Source organism: Nocardia sp. NPDC004568, from assembly GCF_040609955.1.
Taxonomy (GTDB): Bacteria; Actinomycetota; Actinomycetes; order Mycobacteriales; family Mycobacteriaceae; genus Nocardia.
Genome location: NZ_JBEXLL010000023.1, coordinates 50,711 through 72,116, shown reverse-complemented (window position 1 = coordinate 72,116; position 21,406 = coordinate 50,711). Strand labels below are relative to the sequence as shown.

The window sequence follows — 21,406 nt, the reverse complement described above, 5'->3', positions numbered from 1 at the left end:
GTTCGGCGGGCGCGCGCACGGCGCGCGGCCCGACTCCCGAGGATGGTGGCCCGAGCCGAGGTCCGGCCGTGCGATTCCATTGAGTGGACCATCGGCTCCGGATCCGGCGCGGCGCGCTCGAGAATCACGCGTATGAGCGATGGACTCCCCACACCGGAGCAGCTGACCGCGCTACCCGGGGCGGTGACGGGCACGGTCACCGCCGAGACACTGGACGGCGGTGACCATATGAACGTGGTGCAGTACCTGCGCTGGGGCACCGAAGGGGCCGATACGCTCGTCCGCGCGGTCGGTATCGACGACACCTACCGCGCCGAGCGGAAGATGGGCCTGTTCACCGCGCGGCACCACCTGTCCTATACCAGCGAGCTACGCGAAGGCGACCGGTTCGCGGTGGCCGGCCGGATCCTCGACCGCAGCGCCAAAGCCGTGCACATGATCACCTTCCTCGTCGATACCGGCCGCGGCCGGGTCGCCGATACGCTGGAGATCCTGCTGATCCACGTGGACCTCCGGCATCGGCGCGCGGTCGAGCTACCCGCGGATATCGCCGACTCGCTGGACGAGCACATCGCCCGTTCCCGTGCACTGCCCTGGACGGCTCCGGTCTGCGGCGCCATCGGCATCCGGCGATGAGGATGCGGCCCCGGAACTCGGCGGATCGAGCCGCCGGCAGCGCACCGTCGAGCGGCAGCGGTCGCCCCTGACCACCGCGTACCGGCGGCGCGAACCACGTCGGCAAGCTACCGGGTCAGTCCGGCGCCGGCCGCCCCGGCGGTGAGCGCTTCGAGACCGAACGCTTCGACGGGACCCAGCGCGCCGGTGCCGCGCAGACCACCGTCGAGCACGGTCTGCGCACCCCAGGCGAGAATGGCCGCGGTGAAATCGTAGGGGTTACCACCGGCCAGGGTCACCGACGCCAGAACCGTACCGGCCTCGTCGGACACCTCGGCCACCGCCCACGTCCGGGTGCGGGATCGCGCGGTGGCCGCCGGGCCGCCGGTGGACCCTTTGACGACGCGGGTCAACGCGCTCTCGGCCAATCGTTTCGCCGGGTCGATCCGGGCGAGGGTGCCGGTGAGCAGCGAGGTGAGCCGGAGACCGTGCGCCGCCGCGCCGGGCATGCCGAGGTAGACGTCGGCATCACGCAGCCGCGGGTAGGAACGGGTGAGCGCGAAATGTTCCGAACCGGGCACCGACGCGCCGGTGAGCTCGCGGCCCGCGACGTCGAAACTGCGGACCCGCGCGGCCGTGCGCTCGGGGACGACCCGGCCACCGCGCAGGGCGAAACCACCTTCGAAGAGCATGCCCGCCATCGAGGCCCGCGTACCGCCACTGGTGCCGGGGTCGGTGATGAAATAGCCGATATCCGCGCGGACCGCCTCCGGCGCTTCGGCCAGCGCGAGACCGGCGGCCAGATTTCCGGGGACGTAGTCGTAGCCGAACGCGGTGAGCAGGCCCACTCCCGCCCGGCGGGCCGCGTCGTCGTGCTCGAAGACGGTGCGGATGAACGGGCCCTCACCGGTGGAGTCGAAATAGTGCGCCCCGGCCTCGACGGCCGCGGCCAGCGCGGGCGCGCCGAAGCGCAGGAACGGCCCTACCGTGCTGACCAGCACATCGCCGGGTCCCAGTAGGGCCCGAACCGAATCCGGGTCGGCCACGTCGGCCACCGCGGTGTCGGCGCCGCCGAGGTCGGCGGACAATTTCTCCAGCGCGGTCGCGTTGCGCGCGGCCAGTACGGGTGCGGCGCCCCGGCCGACCAGGGTCTCGGCGATCAGCCGGCCGGTATAACCGGTGGCTCCGAACAGAACGATCTTCGGCATCACGGGTCTTTCCCTCTCTGTACTCGGTGGGGCAGGACTTGATGTCGCGGCGCGTCCACACGTTCACCCGAGCCGGTCTCGGAAATGCTAGGCGTTCGGCAGGCGCGGGGCCAGGAGCGCGGTGTCGTCGGTGACCCCGGCGCCGAGCGAATCGAGCAGCGCGGTGACCCCGCCCGTCGAGCAGGTGGACAGATAGCCGCGAGGGGCGTTCTCGTCGCGACCGTGACGGTCGCCACGGTGCACTTCGCTTTGCGTACCGCCGGCACAGCGGCCCACCGGCGGGTGCGGGCTTCGAAACCGGCCCCGCCTCCGAACTCTTCCCATGCGGGGAGAGTCGTCGTTATCGCGTGGTGGACCACGACGTTTCACACTGTTCACATGTCTGTGTGCGTCATATCGGGGATGCCGGCCGAACCGACCCGCGGTCCGGCCCGGCCGCGGTGACGACAAGCGGGGACATCGTTGAACGAGACTCCGAAGGTGGACACGGACGAACTACGGGCCTTGGTGGCGACGCTGGAGAAGCTGATCACCGAGGCTTCCCGCGTCACGGGAGAACTGAAGGCCGCCATAGCTTCTGCCGAGGCGATTCCGGCGCCGGGCACGGCGGTCGTCGCCGCCTCGACGGTGACAGTCTCTCCCGGACCCGCCGCACCGGTGGCGAATCGGCTCGTCGCCGGTGGACCGCCCGTGGTGTCCCCGGCCGTCCGCGCACCGTCTTCGACCCCGTGGGCCCGTAAACGGGCCGCCACCTCCGCTGTGGTTCGGCCCGGACCTCCCGGTACGGCCGCTGCCACGGCCCTCCCGGCGTCACCGGTGGAAACGACGACCCGCACGGTGACGCCGGCGGCCGCACGAGCGGCGCCGGTGCCGGTCGCCCCTACGATCGCTGCCCCGTCGACGCCTGCCGGGTCGACCCCCGCGCCGCCGGTGTCCGTGGCTGCGACGTCTGTGGTTGCGACGTCCGTGGCTGCGACGTCTGTGGCTGCGACGTCCGTGGCTGCGACGTCTGTGGCTGCGACGTCCGTACCTTCGCCGGCGGCGGCCGACGTGGGGCCACCCGATTCGCCCACGGCGCTCATCGTGCCCGGGCCGGAACCACGGCAAGCGCCGGGCCTGGTCGAGTCGTCGCCCGGTCCGGTGCAGGCGGCCGCCGCCGGGGGACCGCCACCCGAAACCCGGCCGGCAACGTCCGGAACCGGTGATACGCCGCCCGCCGCATCCGGGGGACATGAGAGCGATTCGGTGCCCTCGGATGTACCGGACGCGGCGATCGACACCCGTGCCGCGGCGGCGGCGGACAGCGGCGCGGCCGCGGCGAGCGCCGGTACGCGAGCGCTCCGAGAACGGCCGGAGCCACTCGAGGCCGCGGCGTGTTCATTGTGGGGCTCGGCCGAGGGGCCGGTGGTCCCGCACGCCGAGCCGGTCCTGTCCGCAGGCAGGGGCGAGGTGTCGCCGCCGCCGGATCGAGCCCGGATCGCGGGCGGGCCGGGCGAACGGCCGCGGATGGCCGCGCACAGCGAAACGCCCCGGCCCGCGCCACGAACGATCGAATTGCCCCCCGAGTTGTCGCTGCAACTGGCCCGGATCACGAAAACGGCCGGAGCCCACCAGGTGCCGCGGCCCGGCGATACGGTGCGCAAGGAGGTACCGGCCGACTCGGTACGCGAAGAGGCATCGAACGATCCGGTACGCGAAGAGGCATCGAACGAGCCTGTGCGACCGGACGTACCCGCCGCGCCGGCACGCGGGGAGGTGCCGGAGGAGGCGATGGGCACGGAGCCCCCACCCGGGCCGATACGACCGGAGGTACCGGCCCAATCGGACCGTGCCGAGCAATCGAGCCGCCAGGAGGCGCTGGTCGGCCTGGTTCGCTCGGAGTCGCTGGTGGGGTCGGCTCTCCCGGAGTCGCTGATGAATTCGGTGCCGGTGGAGTCTCGGGTGGGGTCGGTGCCGGTGGAGTCGCCCGTCGGACCGGTGCCCGCGGAGCCACTCCGCGGGCAGGTTCGTTCGGAGTCGTCGGCCGATCCGGTACGCGGGGAGTCGTCGGCCGATCCGGTACGCGGGGAGTCGTCGGCCGATCAGTCGTCGGATGATCCGGTTCTTCGCACGGAATCACCGGCCGAGCCGGAGACAGCTCCTGCGTTGCATTTGGTGGGGGGCCCGTCCACGACGGATATGCTGTCGCCGCCCGAGGCGGAGCCGGAGCCGTGCGGGCCGCCGGAGGCCTTGACCGTGGTGCCGGGAACGGGCGGCAACCCCGCCGACGCGATCCGGCTCGCAAAGGATATGGCCCGCAGGCACGGCCTGCGGATCCGTGGCTTCGAGACGGTCGATCTGGAAACCGACGTGGTGCAGCAGATCTCCGCGGCGCTGAACGACCTGATCGCGAAATATACCGTCGAGTTGCACGGCATCGAGATCACCGAACAACGCGACGATACGATCCGCCGGGAGCGTAAGAAAGCGGCCGAATCGGGTTCGGCCGAGCCGCCCCCGGTATGGATCACCCTGGAACGCGCGGAGCTGACGGGCCCGGGTGCCGCCGGGTCGGGATCGACCAGAAGGCGTTTCCGCCGGGGCGGCAGCACCGGCCGGCCGGCGTACACCGCGGTGGTCCGCGCCTTCGCGGCCGCCCTCGACGAGGCGGGGGAATACCGGGCACGTCAGGAAGCCTGGCGGATCCTGATGGCCGGTTCCCTCAGTGGCGGGCCGGATATCGGCGCGGGTCTGCTGGATCCCGGGCGGGCGCTGGTGGAGGGCTTCGTGGAAGTCGAGTTGCACGGTAAGCGGGCGGGTGAGCCGGCGAAGGCGCTGCACCAGGCCCTGCTGAAAATGGCTCAGGCCGACTCCACGGAGTCCACGGCCTGACCGGGCGCCCCGCCCGCTCCCGTGCTGTCAGGTATCGGCCCGGGCGGGTGTCGCCGCGCGGACGTCGCTCAGGCCGAGGTTGTCGCGCAGGGTGGTGCCGGTGTACTCACCGCGCAGGACGCCGCGGTCCTGGAGCAGCGGAACCACCGTGTCGACGAATTCGTCGAGCCCCCACGGCACCAGATGGGAACCGAGGATGAACCCGTCCGAACCGCCGCCCTGGACAAAGGTATCGATCTGTTCGGCGACCTGGGCGGGGGTACCGACCAGCGGTCCGCGTTCGAACTGGTCGATCACCACGCCGCGCAGTGTGAGTTTCTTGGCTTCGGCCACCTCGCGCAGGCGTCGCGCGGTGGCGAAGCGATCCTGATGGACGAACGCGCGCCCCTGGATGATCGGCGGCGCGTCGGGGTCGGGGTCGATATCGGGCACCGGGCCCTGCGGGTCGTAGCCGGACAGATCGCGGTTCCAGATCTGCTCGAGCAGGATCAGCGCGGTCTGTCCGGTGACCTGCTCGTCGCGGACGGTGTGGTACTTCTCCACCGCTTCGGCTTCGGTGTCCCCGAGCACGAAACCGGCCGACGGCAGGATCTTGATATCGTCGGCGGCGCGCCCCGCCGCCACCGCCCGCGCCTTGATATCGCGGTAGAACTGCGCCGCTTCCGGCAGATCGCCGTACGGTGAGAAGATCGCGTCGGCGTTCGCGGCCGCGAAATCCCGGCCCTGCGGTGATACTCCGGCCTGCAGGATCACCGGCCTGCCCTGCGGGCTGCGCGGCACCGTGAACGTCCCGGAGATATCGAACTGTTCACCCCGGAAGGCGAAGGCGCCCGCGTCCGGGCGGGCCAGGAACCGGCCGGATACCGGGTCCGCGACCACATCACCGGTCTCCCACGAATCCCACAGTGCCCGTACCGCGTTCAATGTCTCCTCGGCTCGCACATAGCGGTCGGCGGGGTCCAGGAAGCCGCCGCGCCGGAAGTTCTGACCGGTGAACGCGTCGAAGGAGGTCACTACGTTCCACGCGGCGCGCCCTCCGGAGAGATGGTCCAGGCTCGCGAACTGGCGGGCCAGTTCGTAGGGCTCGTTGAAGGTCGTGTTGATCGTGCCCGCCAGCCCGAGATGTTCGGTGACCGCCGCGAGCGAGGCCAGCACGGTGAGGGTATCGGGACGGCCGATGATGTCCTGATCGAAGATCTTGCCGGCGCGTTCGCGCAGGGCGAGTCCCTCGGCGAGGAAGAAGAAGTCGAATTTCCCGCGCTCGGCTGTGCGGGCGGTGTGTTCGAAGCTGCTGAAATCTATCTGGCTGCCGGCCTCGGGGTGCCACCATGCGGTGTGGTGGTTGACACCGCCGAGGTAGGCGCCCAGGATGACCTGCTTCCGGGGGGTGCTCATGGGGGCCTCGCTCAAGTGGTCGCGTAACGGTTGGGGACGGTGGTGGGGAGTCCGAGCAGCGCGCGCAGCGTTGCGTCCGGGTAGCCGGTACGGAAGACGCCGCGGCGCTGCAGCACGGGGACGAGCCGGTCGGCGACCGCGTCCAGGTCGTCGACCGCGACGCCGGGCCGCAACCGGAAACCGTCGACACCGCGGTCGGCCCAGTCGATGAGCAGCTCCGCGAGTTCGTCGGCGCTGCCCGCGAATACGGCCGCGTCGGAGGTGTACTCGACGCCCGCCGCCTCGTTCAGGCGGGCCAGGCGCTGCGCGCCGGTCGCGTCGCCGGTATCGAGGAAGACGACGAGATCGGCGTAGACCCGCAGGGGCTCGCCCGCTCGGCCCACCGCCGCCGTGGCCGTGGCGATCTGTTCGAGAATCGAGGCGGGGCCGGTTTCGAGGGCGGGCGTGACGAACACCAGATCGGCGCCGCGCGCGGCGAATTCGTAGATGAACGGCGCGTGCGCGAGGGCGGTCACCACCGGCTGGCCCTGTGGCGGTCGCGGGGTGATCGATGGGCCACGGACGGTGAAGTGACGGCTCCGGAAATCGATGTAGTGCAGTTTGTCGCGATCGATGAAACGGCGGGTGGCGATATCACGGATCTCGGCGTCGTCCTCCCAGCTGTCCCAGAGCCTACGCACCACTTCCACGACATCGGCGGCCTCGTCGAATCGATCGTGCACGAAATCGGGAGAGATACCCGTGTCCCGCACCTGCGCCAGTTCGGCGGCGGAGAGCTCCCGCCTGGGCCGGCGCCCGAAATGCGCGGCCTCCGCCGCGGTGGCCGAGACCCGGGCCTGCCATCCGGCCCGGCCCCGTGACGTGTAATCGAGCGTCGCGATCGCCTTGGAGAGGTGGAACGGCTCGGTATGCGTGGTGGTCACGGTCGGCACGAGACCGATATGGCGGGTGACCGGCGCCAGGCGGGCGGCGATCAGATGGGCGTCGATCCTGGCCCGGACGCGGTCGAGGGCGCCGTCGGGTGCGTCGGGTACGGCGAGGCTGTCGTCGATGGTCAGGAAGTCGAGCAGGCCGCGCTGCGCAGTGGCGGCCAGGTCGGTCCAATAACCGGGGGTGAACAGTTCGGTGGGCCTCGAGCTCGGCTCCCGCCACGCGGCCGGATGCCGGCCCGCTCCGTCGAGCGCCACCCCGAGATGCAGTTCCGGTGCCATCGTCTCCCCGTTTCCTGTGCGTACGCCAGTGGTCTCCGGGACAACGCGGGGTTCATCGCCGTGGGCGCCCGCGGTCGGCGGTTGCCGCGTCGAATGGGTTCGCCGGTCGGTCGATCGGCGGGGCCGCGCGCGGCGATAACGGGTGGCCGCGCGTGCGCCGCGCCCGCCGTCTCGCCTCGCGCCGGGCGCGCGACGGCGCTGTCAACGATTGGGATCAATTCGAGCCCGGTGAAATAGGGACCCCGCGATCGGGCTCGCGGAGCGGCCGCGACCGTCCGGCCGCGGGCACCGACATAGTGTGACCCCGTGCGCGCGAGACCGATCGAATCTCCACACCGGGTAGCCGCGGGGCTGGTCGCCCTGCTCGTGCTGATGGCCGCGGTGGCGGCGACCGTCGTGGTAGACGGGAGCGGTCCGCGCCCGGTCGCGGCGACGGTGACCGATCAATTCAGCGCCGAACGGGCCCTCACCCACCTGAACCGATTCGCCACCGAACCACGGCCGCTGGGCAGTCCGGCGAGCGACCGGGCGCGGGACTACCTCGCCGGGCAGTTGCGGTCCGCGGGCTTCTCGGTGGAGATCGAGCGCGCTGTCGGAGCGCGGGCGTCGGCAGGGCTGGCGACCTTCGGCCGGGTGGACAATGTGATCGCCACCCTGCCCGGCCACGCGTCCACCGGGACGGTGCTGCTGGTCTCGCACTACGATTCGGCCGCGACGGGCCCGGGCGCCTCCGACGACGGCGCGGCGGTCGCGGCAATGGTCGAGGTGGGCCGGCTGATCGCCCGGCAGGCCGATCGGCGCAACGATCTCGTGCTGCTGTTCACCGACGGGGAAGAGGACGGCTTGCTCGGCGCGGAGGCGTTCGCCCGGGAGCACCTGCCGGCCCGCGGCGGCGGTGTGGTGCTCAACTGGGAGGCCCGCGGTGTCGGCGGACCGTCACTGATGTTCGAGACCTCGGCGCGCAATGCCGCGCTGGTGTCGCTGTTCGCCGACGCGGTGCCGCATCCGCGGGGTGATTCGTCCCTGGTCGAGGTGTATCGGACGATGCCGAACTCCACCGATTTCACCGCCCTGTCGGACGCCGGCTTCACCGGGCTCAACTTCGCCTATATCCAGCACCCGTCCCATTACCACACGGCCGGGGACACCATCGACAACCTCGACCGGGGCAGCCTCCAGCATCACGGCGAGAACATGCTCCACCTGGCCCGCGCGCTGGGTGCGGCCGATCTGGCCGCGTTGCGATCCGACCACGACGCCACCTATTTCCGGCTCGCGGGCACCATGATCACCTTTTCGAACGTGCTGGTCCTACCTATCGCCTTGCTGGCGGCAGCGGCGGTCGGTGCGGTGGTGGTGCTCGCGCGCCGTCGTGAGTCGGCGGGAACCGGGCAGCTGCTGCTCGCCGCGGCGTCGGTGGCGTTGCCCCTGGGAGCGGCGGCGCTGCTCGGGCAGGGTATGTGGTCGGCGCTGGAGTGGCTGCGTCCCGCCTACGCGCAGATGGGCGGACTGCTGCATCGCCCCCAGGTCTATCGGTGGGCGCTGGTGGCGCTGGCCGTCACGTCGGTGCTCACCTGGTACCTACCGGTGCGCCGCCGGGTGGGAGCGGTCGTACCGGCGATCGGTGTGCTGGTCTGGCCCGCGGTGCTCGGGTTGGTGTGTGCGGTGGTGGCGCCCGGTGTCTCGTTCCTCTTCGCCCTGCCGGCCCTGTGCGCGGCGCTGGGCGTACTCGCGGCGCGGCTCCCGGTGCGCTGGAGCCTGTGGCCGGTGACGGTGTGCACGCTGGGCGCGCTGGTGTCCGCCGCCCTGTTGGCGCCGTTGGCCGGGAACCTGATCGACGGCATCGGTCTCGCGCTCGGCGGGGTCGCCGCGGCCGCCGCGGCGCTGTTCGTGCTGATGGTGCTACCGCTGGTCGAGTTGGTGCTGCCCGCACCCACCGCCGCCCGCCGCGTCACCGGCGCGGTGCCGGTGACGGCGGCGGTCGTCTCGGTGCTCCTGATCGGCGCGGGAACCGTGACCGACACCTTCGATGCCCGCCATCCCGCCCGCGCTCACCTCGCCTACGTCCTCAACGCCGATACGGGCACGGCGAGCTGGGTCAGCGCGGACGCCGAACCGGCCGAGTGGACCCGCGCTTTCGTGGACAGCACCGACGTCGCGCGGCTCTCTCCGGGATATGCGCGGGGCACCGTGTGGACCGGGCGGGCCGAGCCGACGGCGCTCGCCGGACCGGTGCTCGAGTCCCGCGGCCGCGCGGGGGACACCGTCACCGTGCAAGTGGCATCCCGGCGGGCGGCGACCGGTCTGGTGCTGCGCGTCGATCACCGGATCGACCGAGTTGTCGCGACCGTCGCGGGTGCGGCGCCGGTCGAGCTGGCCGTCACGGGGGAGCGGGCCGGTACCTGGCCGGGGGAGATCCAGTTCCGCGACCTGCCGCCCGCAGGGGCCGAGATCACCCTGCGCACTCCCGGCGCCGACCGCGTCCGGGTGACCGTTGCCGACGAAACCCACGGCCTGGCCGCCGCTCCGGGGTTCCGGCCCCGCCCGGATGATCTTGTGGCCTCGATCCGGGATGACGGCGAGCGGATGGTGGTGACACGCACGGTGGAACTCTGATCGGTAGTCGCGGGGCGCCGGCGACGGCGCGAACAGTGATGCCGACAACGGTGGTGGTCGGTGACCATCGGCTCGCCGGGCCGGCGGAGCGACTCGGGGCGGCGGGCGACACATCGGGCCGCGCTCGGCCCGATGTCGGTGACTGCGCGCTACGGTGGCATCCGTCGACCTCACGCCGGTCCTGCGTACCGTTCGGACCGGCCGGCCCCCGTGCGCTGTATCCCGCCGGAAAGGACCGGCTCGTGCCGAAACCGGATGCGTGTCGCAGAAAGGCTCTCTTCGGTGCCGAGGCGAGGTTGTCCTGGGTGCTCGCCGGTCTGGCAGGGCTCATCGGTGCCGCGGCCTTCGCCCACACGGCGGGTTATTTCGTCACCTTCATGACCGGCAACACCGACCGCGCCATTCTCGGGTACTTCCGCGACGAGCCCGAGATGGCGGTGGCCGCCCTGTGCCTGATCGCGGCGTTCGTGGCCGGTGTCGTGGTCGCCTCGTGGTGCCGCAGGCGCTACTGGACCGGACGATCTACGCCAGTTTCGGGTCCGGCGCTCTGGTGGGTGGCCTGCTCGGCCTGGTGGTGGTGGGGTGGGCGATGCTGGTCACCGCGACCGGGGTGTGCCTTGTCGTCACCGGATACACCTATCTCCATCTGGATCGGCACGGACCGCTCGCGGAATGATCTGATCGGTGCTGTTCCGCATCGCGATCCGCTACTGTCCGGAGTCGTTGCCGGGCTGGTTCATCGGCCGATTTCCGGACGACAAACGGATAGCGGGAACGTATTTCGCCGCGGCCCGGACTTCGGTGCGTGAATCCGCAGAAGCGGTGACAGAGAAGTCGGAGCGCCGATCCCGGAGCATCACGGCCGGGTCTTCACCGTGCGAGAGCGCCGCATCGATCTGGGTACGTGGTCATCGGGCCGGCCGATGGCTCGGTCGTTTCCCGACAGCGAGGGAACATGTACGGCCCGTCGACGTAGCCCCCCGTCCCACCGGGCTGGTTCGTCCGGCCCGGGTCGCGGTGCCGGCGAGTTCAGTCCGAGGTTCCTGCGTCTCGTCGGCGACGGTCACCTCCGGCGCGATCTCACGCGTGGCCATTCCGCCGTCGCGACCCTGATCGGTCGGGCCGGGCCGACCGCCTTCGGGTTCGTCTTTCTCGTTCTTCTCCGTGCGTTTCGCTTCGGTCAAGACGACTCCTTTCGCTGTGTCTTCGGCCTACCCCGGTTCCCGCCGTCGAAAAGCGGAAATCCGGCCTCGCGTCCACGGGGTTTGTGCCGGCGCGCTCGGGGTATCGCGCTCGCGCTGCCGGGCCGACATTCGGGAAGGAAGAGCGCGTGGACTATCTACAGAAGGCGATAGAAGAAGTGGCCACCCTCGTCGGCCGGGCCGTGGGTTCGGTATCCGGCGGAACCGGTCGGCGGGCCCTGACGATCGAGCGGCCGCGCGCGGCCGTGGAAGAGTTCTGGCGTGACCCGGACAACCTGTCGCGGGTATTCGACGGATTCGCCGATGTGCGGTCGACGGCCCCGGACCGCTACGAGTGGACGGCTCCGCCGGACGGGGCCGACGCGATCCAGTGGGAGAGCGTGCTGCTGACGGAACAGAACGGATTGAAGTTCGTCGACGCGGTGGACCCCGACCGCGCGCGGATCGAGCTGGAGTTCACCGACGCGCCCCGGGCACGGGGTACCGAGGTACATGTATCGGCGACGGCGCCGGTGCCGCGGCAGCTCACCGGCGCGGCGATCTTCGCGGTCCTCTATCGCGCGCGGGCGTTGCTTCAGACGGGCGAAATACCCACCCTCGACCGCAATCCCAGCGGCCGGACGGCCCCACAGGAGGCGTGATGCGTGCGCTGTGCTGGAACGGAGTCGACGATCTCGCGGTCGAAACGGTGCCCGACCCCGGCCTGGTCAACCCCCACGATGTGATTCTACGGGTGACACTGACGACGACCTGCGGCTCGGATCTGCATTTCATCGACGGGTACCTCCCCGGTATGCGCGAGGGTGACGTGTTCGGCCACGAGTTCATGGGCGAGGTGGTGGAGACCGGTGCGGAGGTCACCGCGACGAAGGTGGGGGACCGGGTGGTGGTGCCGTCGTTCATCGGATGTGGAGCGTGCTGGTACTGCGAGCACGACCTGTACTCGGTGTGTGACACCACCAACCCCAATGCGGCGCTGCAGCAACCGGTCTTCGGTCACCCGACGGGCGGTATCTACGGGTACACCCACCCGTTCGGCGGCTACCAGGGCTCGCACGCGAATGACATCCGCGTCCCCTTCGGCGATGTCAACTGCTTCTCCGTGCCGGAAGGCATCACCGACGAACAGGCGCTGTTCTGTTCCGACGCGGTCCCCACCGGCCTCATGGGGGCCGACTTCTGCGATATCGCACCCGGTGACACCGTCGCGGTGTGGGGCGGCGGCGGGGTGGGCCTGATGGCGGCCCATTCGGCCCGGCTGCTCGGCGCCGAGCGGGCCGTCGTGATCGACCGGATCCCCGAACGCCTGGCCCTGGCCCGGGACCGGTACGACGCGGAGACGATCGACTACACCGCGGTGGACAGTGTGCAGGAGGCGTTGCTCGAGATGACCGGCGGCCGGGGTCCGGACGCGTGTATCGACGCGGTGGGTATGGAGGGCCATGGAACGGGTGTGCAGCAACTCTACGACCGGGCCAAACAGCTGCTACGACTGGAAACCGACCGGGCTACCTCGCTGCGGCAGGCCTTGCTGGCCTGCCGCAAGGGCGGAGTCGTCTCGGTGCTCGGTGTCTACGGCCTCACCGACAAGTTCCCGATGGGGGTGGTGACGAACAAGAGCCTGACCATCCGGACCGCGCAGCAGCACGGGCAGCGCTACATGCCGCGGATGTTCGACTACATCCAGCAGGGCGATCTCGACCCCTCCCATCTGATCACCCACGATATGCCGCTGGAGGACGCGGTGCGCGGCTACGAACTGTTCAAGACCAAAGAGCAGGGCTGTATCCGGGCGGTTTTCCGGCCGTGAACGGTATCGCGTGCGCGGGGGCGCCGGTTCGATGAAGATCGTGGTCACCGGCGCCAGCGGCAACGTGGGTACCGCGCTGCTGCGCTCGGCGTTTCCGGACGGGCCGGAACTGGTCGGGGTCGCGCGGCGCCGCCCACCGCACGAAAGGGAGCCGTACGACCGGGCCCGGTGGGTCGCATGCGATATCGGCGAGCCGACCGCGGTGGCTCGGCTGGCCGAGGCTTTCGCCGGAGCCGACGCGGTGGTCCATCTGGCCTGGGCAGTGCACCCGCACCGCACCGATCCGCCCCTGACCAGGACAAACGCCGACGGCACCGCCAACGTGCTGCGCGCGGTCGCCGAGGCCGGGGTGCGGCACGTGGTGTGCGCGTCCTCGGCGGCCGCCTACACTCCCGCCCCGCGGTGGCGTCGCGTCGACGAGCAGTGGCCGTGTGATGGACTGCCCACGAGCGCCTACAGCAGGGGAAAAGCGCAACTGGAGGCACAACTCGACGAGTTCGCGCAACGGCACCCGGTCATACGGGTGGCGCGCATCCGGCCGTGTGCCGTCGTGCAGGCCGACGCCGCCGCGGAACTGGGCGACTGGTTGTTCGGCCGGTGGCTGCCGCGCGCGGTGCTCGGCCGCCGCGGGGTGCCCGTCCCGCTGTGGAACGGACTACGCCTGCAGTTGGTGCATGCCGAGGACGTGGCCGTCGCCATCGGCTCGATTATCGAGCAAGGTGCCGGCGGCGCGTTCAATCTCGCCGCCGACCCCGTGCTCACCGCGGCCGACCTGGCCGCGACGTTCGGTGGCTTCCGGCTCGCCGTCCCGCACCGCGTGCTGACCGCCGGCGCCGGCGTGAGCTGGCGGCTGGGTTTGCAGCCGCTGCACCCCGCCTGGCTGCGATTGGCCGACCGGGCCTGCCTGCTCGACGCGGAGCGGGCCGGGCGCGAACTCGGCTGGCGGCCGCGATACGACGCGTCCGCCGCCTGCGCCGAACTCGCCGCGGCGATGCGCGCCCGACGGGCCGGCCCCAGCGCGCCCCTCGCGCCGCAACCTCCTGCTCTCCGTGTGGGCAGACCGACCCACCAGAGCCAGCGTTCATCCACCCGGGTCCCGGTGGCTACCGGAGCCGAGCCGCGGACCGGCGGGTCAGCCCGGGGAGCGGGGGGAGCGCCCGGCGGCGAGGGCGGCGAACCGCTGGAGTGATTCCCGGTTGCGCGGTGCCAGCGCCAGATCCTGTACCGGACCCGGGAGGAGTTTCGCGGGACCGCGGACTACGCGTTCGGTCATCGTCACTTCGGTGCGGTCGGGCGCGAGCTCGGTGAGGTCGAGCCGGATATAGGCCGCGCCCGCCGGCCAGAGCCGGGCCTCGAGCTCGAGCCGGTGTGGCGCGTCGACCGAGCGAACTTTCGTGGTGTCCTCCCGGGCCAGTGGCCAACCGCCCACGCTGTGATGGATCCGGGTGCCCACCTGCGGCCAGCCGGGGTCGACCTTGCGGATATGCGAAGCACCGACCACCCACAGTCCGTACAGCCAGCCGTCGGCGAGGACCGCGAACGCGTCCTGCACAGGTACCGGTATCTCCACACTCGGTTCCGCCGCCATTGCTCCTCCGATCCTCCGAACCCACCTCGGCCACCGGGGCGCGGCCTCCTGCCCAGCGAATGCGGGCGCGTTACCCGGGATCGGCGGCACGAAACACCGGTTCCGCGGGGCGCGCTGTTCGGCCGCGCGGGTTTGCCGGGCGGCGGGCGGGGCATCCGGCGGGCAGGCCGGAGCGGGACCTACCCGCTTCGGCGGCCCGGAGGAAAGGACGAGCCAGTGCCGAACCGCGACCTCCCCACCACCCCGACCGCCCGCTCGCCGGTACAGCTCGCCGCCACTGTGGTCGGCGCGGTCTTCTTGCTGGCCGGAGTGCTCGGCTTCATACCCGGGTTCACCACGGACTATGGGGATCTCGCGTGGGCGGGGCCCGATTCCCGGGCTCAGTTGCTCGGCCTCTTCACGGTGTCGGTGCTGCACAACATCGTGCATCTGGCATTCGGTATCGCCGGTCTGATCGCGGGCGGGCGACCTCGGCCGGCCCGGGCCTACCTCCTGGTGGGCGGTGCCATCTATCTGCTGCTGTGGCTGTACGGGCTGATCGTCGATCAGCACAGCGCCGCCGACTTCGTGCCACTGGACACCGCCGACAATTGGCTGCACTTCGGCCTCGGCGTGGGCATGGTGCTGCTCGGAGTCGTGCTCCCTCGGCACAGTGACGATGTGGGGCGCCACCTCTCCGATCGGCAGCCGGGCATCATCGAATAGGCGCGAGAACAGTGAGTGGAGCGACGATGACGAACCGTACCCGCACCGACCGGGCGCACCGTGTGGGCGGCCGGTGAGATGGAGGGTCCCGTTTCGCCCGTGGTGATCGGTGTGGTGGCGGACCCGGATCTGCCGGTGCGGCTGGCTCGGGAGCTGGTGCAGAGCCTGCCCGCGGAACTCGCTCGCCGCGGTGACCCGTCGCGGTGGCAGCTCGAGGTCCTCGACGACCCGTTCGAAGCCATGTATCCCGATCTGGAATATCTGATCGACAAAGCCGGACGACATGTCCGCGATACCGCGTGGGATCTGGCACTGTGCCTGACCGATGTACCGATACGCAGTGACGGGGACATTCTGCTGCTGAGCGCGGATCTGCGGCACCGGGTGGCTCTCATCTCGCTCCCCGCGCTCGGCGGCCTCGGGATACGGCAGCGGTTACAGAAGCTGGCGGCGGTGATCGTCGCTGCCCTGCTGGCCCCGGATCGGGCCGCGGCGGAGGCGGCGGTCGACGAGGCGGCGGCCCACGTCCGCCGGGCCCGGGTGCGGATCGATCCCGAAGACGCGGGTGTGCGGGTGGTGCGCGACCGGGCTGTCGGCTATCCGGCGTTGTTCGCGGGCATGGTGCGGGCGAACAGGCCCTGGCGGCTGTTCGTCGGACTGTCCACGGCGCTGGGTAGCGCACTGGCCGGTACGGCGTTCGGAGTGCTGTACTCGAGTATCTGGCAACTGGCGGACGCGATGGGCACCCTGCGCCTGGCCGCCGTGGCGCTGGCGTCGGTGCTCGCGTTGACCGTGTGGATCGTGGCCGGGCACGGACTCTGGGAGCAGCGCGGTGCCGGGGAGCCGGCCCGCGGGCACGACACCGCTGTGCGTAACGCCGGAACCGCCGTGACAGTGGGTCTCGGCGCCGGCGTCGTCTTCGCCGTACTGTTCCTGCTGACCCTGGTCGCGGTCTGCGTGGTGATCCCGCCGTCCTATCTCGCGAGCGTGCTCGGCGGTCCCGTCGGTGTCGACGAGTACCTCACGATCGCCGTGATGGCCAGTGCGCTGGGTACGGTGGCGGGCGCCGTCGGATCCGGATGGGAGGACGACATCACCGTCCGCAAGGCGACATACGGTTACCGCGAACAGGAACGCCGCGGCCTGGTCGACCGGGGCGACCGGCCGGGGCGGACCTGAAGGCACGGCGCGGTGCCCGAGCGCGGACCGCCCCGGCGGCATTCCTCAGAGGATCGGATTCCCGCCGGTTACCGCGACCCGCGCGCCCGAGACGTAACTGCCGTCGTCGGAGGCGAGCAGGACATAGACAGGAGCCAGCTCGGCCGGCTGGCCCGCCCGCCCGAGCGGCGTGCTGTCGCCGAACGCGGTGACCTTCTTGTCGGGCATGGTCGACGGGATCAGCGGGGTCCAGATCGGCCCGGGGGCGACGCTGTTCACCCGAATCCCCCGCTCGCCCAGCAGCTGCGCGAGGCTCGCGGAGAAGTTGGCGATACCGGCCTTGGTGGCGGCGTACGGCGCCAGGGTGGGCGAGGGCGAATCGGAGTTCACCGAGGAACTGCCGATGATGGAGGCGCCCGGGCGCATATGCGGTAGCGCGGCCTTCACCAGATAGAAGTACGCGCCCATATTCAATTTCCAGGTGTAGTCGAACTCTTCGTCACTGATCTCCTCGATCGTCTCGTGCGTCATCTGATAGGCGGCATTGCTGACCAGCACGTCGATCGTGCCGAACGCGCCGGCGGCGCGCTCGATCACCGCCCGGCAGTGGGCCGGGTCGGACAGATCGCCCGGCACCAGGATCGCCTTGCGGCCCGCTTCCTCGACCAGGGCGCCCACTTCCGCGGCATCGTCGTGTTCGTCCAGGTAGGAGATCAGCACATCGGCGCCTTCCCGGGCGAAGGCGATGGCGACCGCCCGGCCTATACCGCTGTCCGCGCCGGTGATCACCGCCGACTTGCCGGTGAGTTTGCCGCTTCCGCGATAGCTCTTCTCACCACAATCGGGGATCGGTGTCATCACGGACTGGATGCCGGGCACCTGTTGCTGCTGTTCCGGGAAACCCATGCTCTTGCTCCTTTCACGGCACGCGGCGGTCACCACCGCGGTGGTGTGGGTGATCGAGGTCCGGGTTACCGGACCGAGCCGTTCGAAACCGGGTGGGCCGAATCGGTACACCGGGGGCGCCGGGGGCGCCCCCGGCGCGCCACGGAGTGCGTGGCCGTACCGGCCGCGCCGGGAGGTTTGCTGGTCGCCGTGGCCACAGCGCCGGCCGGGCGTGCCGCCGCCCCCGCTCTCCCGGTTCTGCCGGGCGTCGTGTGCGCCGCTGGCGCGCAGCGGGTCTCGATGGCCCGGCCGTTCGGGGTCGCGGCCGGCCGGCACGCCTGTGCCGGAAGGTGTCGTACCCCGCTGCTACCGTGCGATTGTCGTGCGAAAAGCGTTGTGTCTCAGTTCTACCGTGCTCGTGGTCGCGTACTCGCCGTCAAACCTGTTGGTTCGTCCATCCTTCCGGGCCTAGGCGGAGCGCGCGAAAATAATTACACTCGGCGTCAGGCTCTGGCTACGAGCCTGGGCGCACGGGTCGGGTAGCTGGAAGGTGTCGGTGTGGGTATCGAGCTTGTTCCGGGAGTGCAGGGTTCACCCGATCGGGCCGGTCACGGAAGCGACCGGACCCGGATACACGCCGGTTCGGCTCCGCGGTCCGGAGGGCAGTTCGGCCGGACCCGTGACGACTCGTTCACCCGGCCGCACGGCGCCGGCCCCGGAGAGGAAATCGAGTGGGAACTGTCGGGCTCCGCGGGGGAAGCGGGAACACCTCGCGAGCGTGGATCGGTCAGAACTGGAAACGCTCATGGGCAACGAAGCTCCGGACCGCCCCGTGGCTATGGCGGACTATCTGAACGCTGATCCCACCACGACGACCGTCTCGTCGTTCGTCGTCGAGGCGCGTCGGCGCGGGGTCGATCCGTCTCCGTTACTGGATGCCGATTTCCTTCTCCGCGGCGAGGACTAGATCGCTCGGCCGGAGGCCGAACACCTTGCAGATCTTGTACATCTGTGCCATCGTCATCGCCCGTTCGCCCCGCTCGAGCCGGATGATGGTCTTCTTGTTGTAACCGGTCTTCTCGGCGAGCGCTTCCTGACTCCAACCGCGCCGCGCCCGCATCGCGCGGACCTCCGCGCCCAACGCCGCGTCCAGCCGTGCCTCCTCGGTGGTCGCTTCCTCCGACTCCGCGGGCGTCGCATTCATGTCGACCATTCTGGGATCGGGCAGGGTCTGAATCAAGTGCCCGACAGTTTCGGGTCCGCGGCGGAATACCGAATTCATGGTGTACGAAAACGGCCCAATAGTGACTGAAAAAGGTTGAAAAGAGACCAAATAAGGACTACGGTGAAGAGAGCGGTTATCTATCACCGCAGTTCACGCCCCCGCAGCGCCGGTCGCGTCCGCACCGGTGAACACGGCCGGCCTCCCGGGGCGCCGACGACGATCGGCGCGAGGACAGGAGGGTCCGATGGCCTGGAGCGGAGACCCGGTATGGCTGGCCGATGTGCTGCGTGGCGCCGGCCTGGCGGTGATCGAACACGACGGCTGGCGCGAACGCGGCCACGGCGACTTTCTCGACATCCGCGGTGTGCTGTGTCATCACACCGGCGGAGGGGGTCCGAACGACTGGCGCATCGTCCAGGACGGCCGCCCCGATCTACCCGGCCCGCTCGCCCAGTTGGTGCTCGAGAAGGACGGCACCTACCGGGTGATCGCCGTCGGCGTCTGCTGGCACGCCGGGCGCGGGAGCTGGCCGGGCTGGCCGACCGACAACGCGAACTATCACACCATCGGCATCGAAGCCGTGTCGCGTGGCACGCCACCCTGGGATTGGACGCCGGCTCAGCTCGACGCCTACAAGCGCGGCTGCGCCGCCCTGCTCCGGCGGATCGGTCGTGGCGCGGGGGATTGTGTTGCGCACCGCGAGTACTCCAGTGAAGGAAAGATCGACCCGGCGGGGCTGGATATGAACGCCTTCCGCCGGGACGTACAGGCGCTCCTCGACGGAAAGGGCGACCAGATGGCGTTTCTGGAAGAGAAGATCACCAATTATCACGGTGAGCAGGTCACCGTGGGGACTCTGCTGCACTACCTGGACAAGCATGTCGGGCTCACCCTCGATCAGCTCTCCGGTGCCGGGACCGCCCGTGGGGCGAACTTCCCCGGCTGGGATTTCTTGGGCGACCGGACCACCGCCGAGGCGCTGGGCGTCATCGGCGCGGCCCTGAAGATTCCCGGATTCCGCGATCCGGCCACCGACGAACGCGCCTGAGAAAGGACGCGACAACCCCCGCCGCAGTTGGGAGGACAGCATGATCAGCGAAGTGGCTTCTGTCCTCGGCGGTCTGGTCACCGGCGTCGGCGGGGTGTGCGCGGCCGGAATATTCGGCCGGCGTAAACGACGGGCCGACGCGGTCCAGGTGCTCACTCAGGCCGCCGCCCAGATGGTCGAGCCGTTGTCGCGGCAACTCGCGGCGATGACCGCCGAACTCGAAGCACACCGACGGATCGTCGCCGACGCGGAACGGCGCTGCCGCCTCGCCGCCCCCCAGCACGCCAGCTGGGACATCGTCGTCCGCTCCTCGCTGCTCGATCTGGGCGTCGATGTGCCGCCACCGCCGCCGCTCACCAGGGAGATCGGCGAATGACGCAGCGGGGAGTCCCGGCGAACCGGCCGAAGGGTATCGCCCGGCCTGAGCGGACCCTCGGCCTCCGCCGCGGGGCGGTGAGACGATGACCCGGCCACGCGGCCAGGTGATCATCACGGTGGACGCGGTGAGCCCGATCAACAGCGGGGAGCCAGGCGCCGTGGACGAGTCCGGTCGGGTCCGCCGCGACGAACAGCGCGTCGACACGGGTTCCGGCCGGCGGGGGACCCGCAGTCAGTGCGCCGCGAGGGCCCGGTCCGCGGGCGCCGCGGTGATCCGACCCAGCGCGGTGACCAGGACCAGCGCGGCGACCACCGGAATACAGGCGAGGAGGACGATCGTGGTGGTTGACGCGCCGAGCGCGATGAGCGCGCCTCCGATGATCGGTCCCAGTACCGAGCCCAGCCGTCCCATGGACGACGCCCAGCCGACCCCGGTGGCGGCGGTGCGGTCGGGGTACAGCGAGACCGCGAGCGCGGCCTGCCCGATCATGCCGGCCTGCAGCCCGAGGCCGACCCCGCCGAACACGATGAGCAGCAGCGCCTTGTCCGCGCCGAGGAAGCCGGAAACGATCAGGAAGACCACGGCCGCGACGGTGGTGCCCGCCAGCACCGAGGTCATCCGCAGGCGCAGTGCGCCCAACATGAGCACCCCGGCGCCGATGATGCTGCCGACCCCCAGTGCCGCCGACCCCAGCGGGGCCAGGCCCTTGCCGAACCCGTAGCTGGTGAGCAGGGTGGGCAGCCACGACGAGAAGATGTAGTACACCGAGAAGGTGAGGAAGGAGAACCCCCACAGCAGAACGGTCCGCGTGTGGACGCCGGGGTCGAAGAGCCGGGCCACCGAAGCGCTGTGTTTGGCGGCGGCGGGTTCGGTTGTGCCGATGACCTGCTCTTCGTCGGGCAGGCTCAGCCACAACAGCGGGAACAGGACGGCGGAGGCGAGCGCACCGACGATGAATACCGACTGCCAGCCGTAACCGCTCACGAGTCTGCTGCCCAGCAGGCCCGCGATCAGCGCGCCCAGGGAGATCCCCATGGTGACGAACACCGCGATGGATTGCCGGTAGCGGGCCGGATTGAGGGCGGTCGCGTGGGCTACGGCCGCGGGCAGGACCGCGCCGAGGCCGAGCCCGGTGACCAGCCGCAGGGCGGTCAGCTCCCAGATGGACGTCGCGGCGGCGGTGAGCAGCGAGCCCACGGTGAACAGGAGTACGGCGGCGAGAATGACCCGCCTGCTCCCGAACCGGGCGACCAGTTGGCCGACCGCGATATACCCCAGGGCGACGCCGAGGCTGGTGATCGAGAGCGCCGGCGTGAAATGCGCCGCGGGGACACCCCAGTCCTCGGACAGCGCGGGTATCGACAGGCCCAGGGCGATCGTGTCGTAGCCGTCGAGTACGACGGCGACGAAGGTCAGCGCGAGCACGACCCGGTTCGGGCGGGTGACGGTGCTCGCGGTTACGGCTGCGGGGGGTCCGCTCACGGTGGAGT

General features: G+C 70.6%; 20 protein-coding genes. 11 read left to right on the top strand and 9 right to left on the bottom strand.

Going from position 1 to position 21,406, the window contains the following annotated elements:
- The first annotated feature begins 132 nt into the window (after positions 1–132).
- Positions 133–636, top strand: coding sequence for a thioesterase family protein (locus tag ABZV91_RS13650; protein WP_355240186.1), 504 nt, complete (start codon positions 133–135; stop codon positions 634–636).
- A 107-nt stretch (positions 637–743) separates the two neighbouring features.
- Here ABZV91_RS13650 and ABZV91_RS13645 read toward each other — a convergent pair whose 3' ends face one another.
- From ABZV91_RS13645 to ABZV91_RS13635, 3 genes are all read right to left on the bottom strand, one after another.
- Positions 744–1,823, bottom strand: a complete 1,080-nt coding sequence (locus ABZV91_RS13645) for a saccharopine dehydrogenase NADP-binding domain-containing protein (RefSeq protein ID WP_355240183.1) — start codon at positions 1,821–1,823, stop codon at positions 744–746.
- An 87-nt stretch (positions 1,824–1,910) separates the two neighbouring features.
- Entirely contained in the window at positions 1,911–2,066 is a 156-nt protein-coding gene (locus ABZV91_RS13640) for a hypothetical protein (protein ID WP_355240181.1), read from the bottom strand.
- Positions 2,067–2,197: 131 nt separating this feature from the next.
- Positions 2,198–2,374, bottom strand: a complete 177-nt coding sequence (locus ABZV91_RS13635; protein WP_355240178.1) for a hypothetical protein — start codon at positions 2,372–2,374, stop codon at positions 2,198–2,200.
- Between the two features lie 694 nt (positions 2,375–3,068).
- Here ABZV91_RS13635 and ABZV91_RS13630 point away from each other — a divergent pair.
- The gene (locus ABZV91_RS13630; RefSeq protein WP_355240175.1) at positions 3,069–4,694 is read left to right on the top strand and encodes a hypothetical protein; all 1,626 of its coding nucleotides are present in this window, start codon (positions 3,069–3,071) and stop codon (positions 4,692–4,694) included.
- Between the two features lie 27 nt (positions 4,695–4,721).
- On the opposite strand, the gene ABZV91_RS13625 is transcribed toward ABZV91_RS13630, so the two are convergent.
- Entirely contained in the window at positions 4,722–6,089 is a 1,368-nt protein-coding gene (locus ABZV91_RS13625; RefSeq protein WP_355240172.1) for an NtaA/DmoA family FMN-dependent monooxygenase, read from the bottom strand.
- Positions 6,090–6,100: 11 nt separating this feature from the next.
- Positions 6,101–7,300 carry an LLM class flavin-dependent oxidoreductase gene (locus ABZV91_RS13620; protein ID WP_355240169.1) on the bottom strand — a complete coding sequence of 400 codons (1,200 nt, stop codon included), beginning with the start codon at positions 7,298–7,300 and terminating at the stop codon, positions 6,101–6,103.
- Between the two features lie 306 nt (positions 7,301–7,606).
- Here ABZV91_RS13620 and ABZV91_RS13615 point away from each other — a divergent pair, with 306 nt between their 5' ends.
- The 5 genes from ABZV91_RS13615 (at position 7,607) to ABZV91_RS13595 (ending at position 14,117) form a co-directional block, all read left to right on the top strand.
- A complete protein-coding gene (locus ABZV91_RS13615; protein WP_355240166.1) occupies positions 7,607–9,916 on the top strand; it encodes a M28 family peptidase in 2,310 nt (769 codons plus the stop codon).
- A gap of 242 nt (positions 9,917–10,158) precedes the next feature.
- A complete protein-coding gene (locus tag ABZV91_RS13610) occupies positions 10,159–10,725 on the top strand; it encodes a DUF1275 family protein (RefSeq protein ID WP_355240163.1) in 567 nt (188 codons plus the stop codon).
- A gap of 521 nt (positions 10,726–11,246) precedes the next feature.
- Positions 11,247–11,759, top strand: a complete 513-nt coding sequence (locus ABZV91_RS13605; protein ID WP_355240160.1) for a hypothetical protein — start codon at positions 11,247–11,249, stop codon at positions 11,757–11,759.
- Positions 11,759–12,928, top strand: a complete 1,170-nt coding sequence (locus ABZV91_RS13600; protein ID WP_355240158.1) for a zinc-dependent alcohol dehydrogenase — start codon at positions 11,759–11,761, stop codon at positions 12,926–12,928. The genes ABZV91_RS13605 and ABZV91_RS13600 overlap by 1 nt, the downstream gene beginning before the upstream one ends.
- A 31-nt stretch (positions 12,929–12,959) precedes the next feature.
- Entirely contained in the window at positions 12,960–14,117 is a 1,158-nt protein-coding gene (locus tag ABZV91_RS13595; protein WP_355240155.1) for an NAD-dependent epimerase/dehydratase family protein, read from the top strand.
- Here the strand turns inward: ABZV91_RS13595 and ABZV91_RS13590 are convergent.
- Positions 14,061–14,516 (bottom strand): SRPBCC family protein, encoded by a 456-nt coding sequence (locus ABZV91_RS13590; RefSeq protein WP_355240152.1) that lies wholly within the window; start codon positions 14,514–14,516, stop codon positions 14,061–14,063. The genes ABZV91_RS13595 and ABZV91_RS13590 overlap by 57 nt on opposite strands.
- Before the next feature lie 216 nt (positions 14,517–14,732).
- Here ABZV91_RS13590 and ABZV91_RS13585 point away from each other — a divergent pair, with 216 nt between their 5' ends.
- Complete coding sequence (locus ABZV91_RS13585) at positions 14,733–15,221, top strand: DUF4383 domain-containing protein (protein ID WP_355240149.1); 489 nt, start codon at positions 14,733–14,735, stop codon at positions 15,219–15,221.
- A 99-nt stretch (positions 15,222–15,320) separates the two neighbouring features.
- Positions 15,321–16,400, top strand: coding sequence for a hypothetical protein (locus ABZV91_RS13580; RefSeq protein ID WP_355240146.1), 1,080 nt, complete (start codon positions 15,321–15,323; stop codon positions 16,398–16,400).
- A gap of 45 nt (positions 16,401–16,445) precedes the next feature.
- Here ABZV91_RS13580 and ABZV91_RS13575 read toward each other — a convergent pair whose 3' ends face one another.
- Both ABZV91_RS13575 and ABZV91_RS13570 read right to left on the bottom strand, forming a co-directional pair.
- The gene (locus ABZV91_RS13575; protein WP_355240144.1) at positions 16,446–17,285 is read right to left on the bottom strand and encodes an SDR family oxidoreductase; all 840 of its coding nucleotides are present in this window, start codon (positions 17,283–17,285) and stop codon (positions 16,446–16,448) included.
- Positions 17,286–18,192: 907 nt separating this feature from the next.
- The gene (locus tag ABZV91_RS13570; RefSeq protein WP_355240141.1) at positions 18,193–18,468 is read right to left on the bottom strand and encodes a helix-turn-helix transcriptional regulator; all 276 of its coding nucleotides are present in this window, start codon (positions 18,466–18,468) and stop codon (positions 18,193–18,195) included.
- A 265-nt stretch (positions 18,469–18,733) separates the two neighbouring features.
- Between ABZV91_RS13570 and ABZV91_RS13565 the strand changes: the two genes are divergently transcribed.
- Together ABZV91_RS13565 and ABZV91_RS13560 are read left to right on the top strand one after the other, a co-directional pair.
- Positions 18,734–19,537, top strand: a complete 804-nt coding sequence (locus ABZV91_RS13565) for an N-acetylmuramoyl-L-alanine amidase (protein ID WP_355240138.1) — start codon at positions 18,734–18,736, stop codon at positions 19,535–19,537.
- Between the two features lie 40 nt (positions 19,538–19,577).
- Positions 19,578–19,913, top strand: a complete 336-nt coding sequence (locus ABZV91_RS13560; protein ID WP_355240135.1) for a hypothetical protein — start codon at positions 19,578–19,580, stop codon at positions 19,911–19,913.
- A gap of 234 nt (positions 19,914–20,147) precedes the next feature.
- On the opposite strand, the gene ABZV91_RS13555 is transcribed toward ABZV91_RS13560, so the two are convergent.
- Positions 20,148–21,398 carry an MFS transporter gene (locus ABZV91_RS13555; RefSeq protein ID WP_355240132.1) on the bottom strand — a complete coding sequence of 417 codons (1,251 nt, stop codon included), beginning with the start codon at positions 21,396–21,398 and terminating at the stop codon, positions 20,148–20,150.
- Positions 21,399–21,406 lie beyond the last annotated feature (8 nt).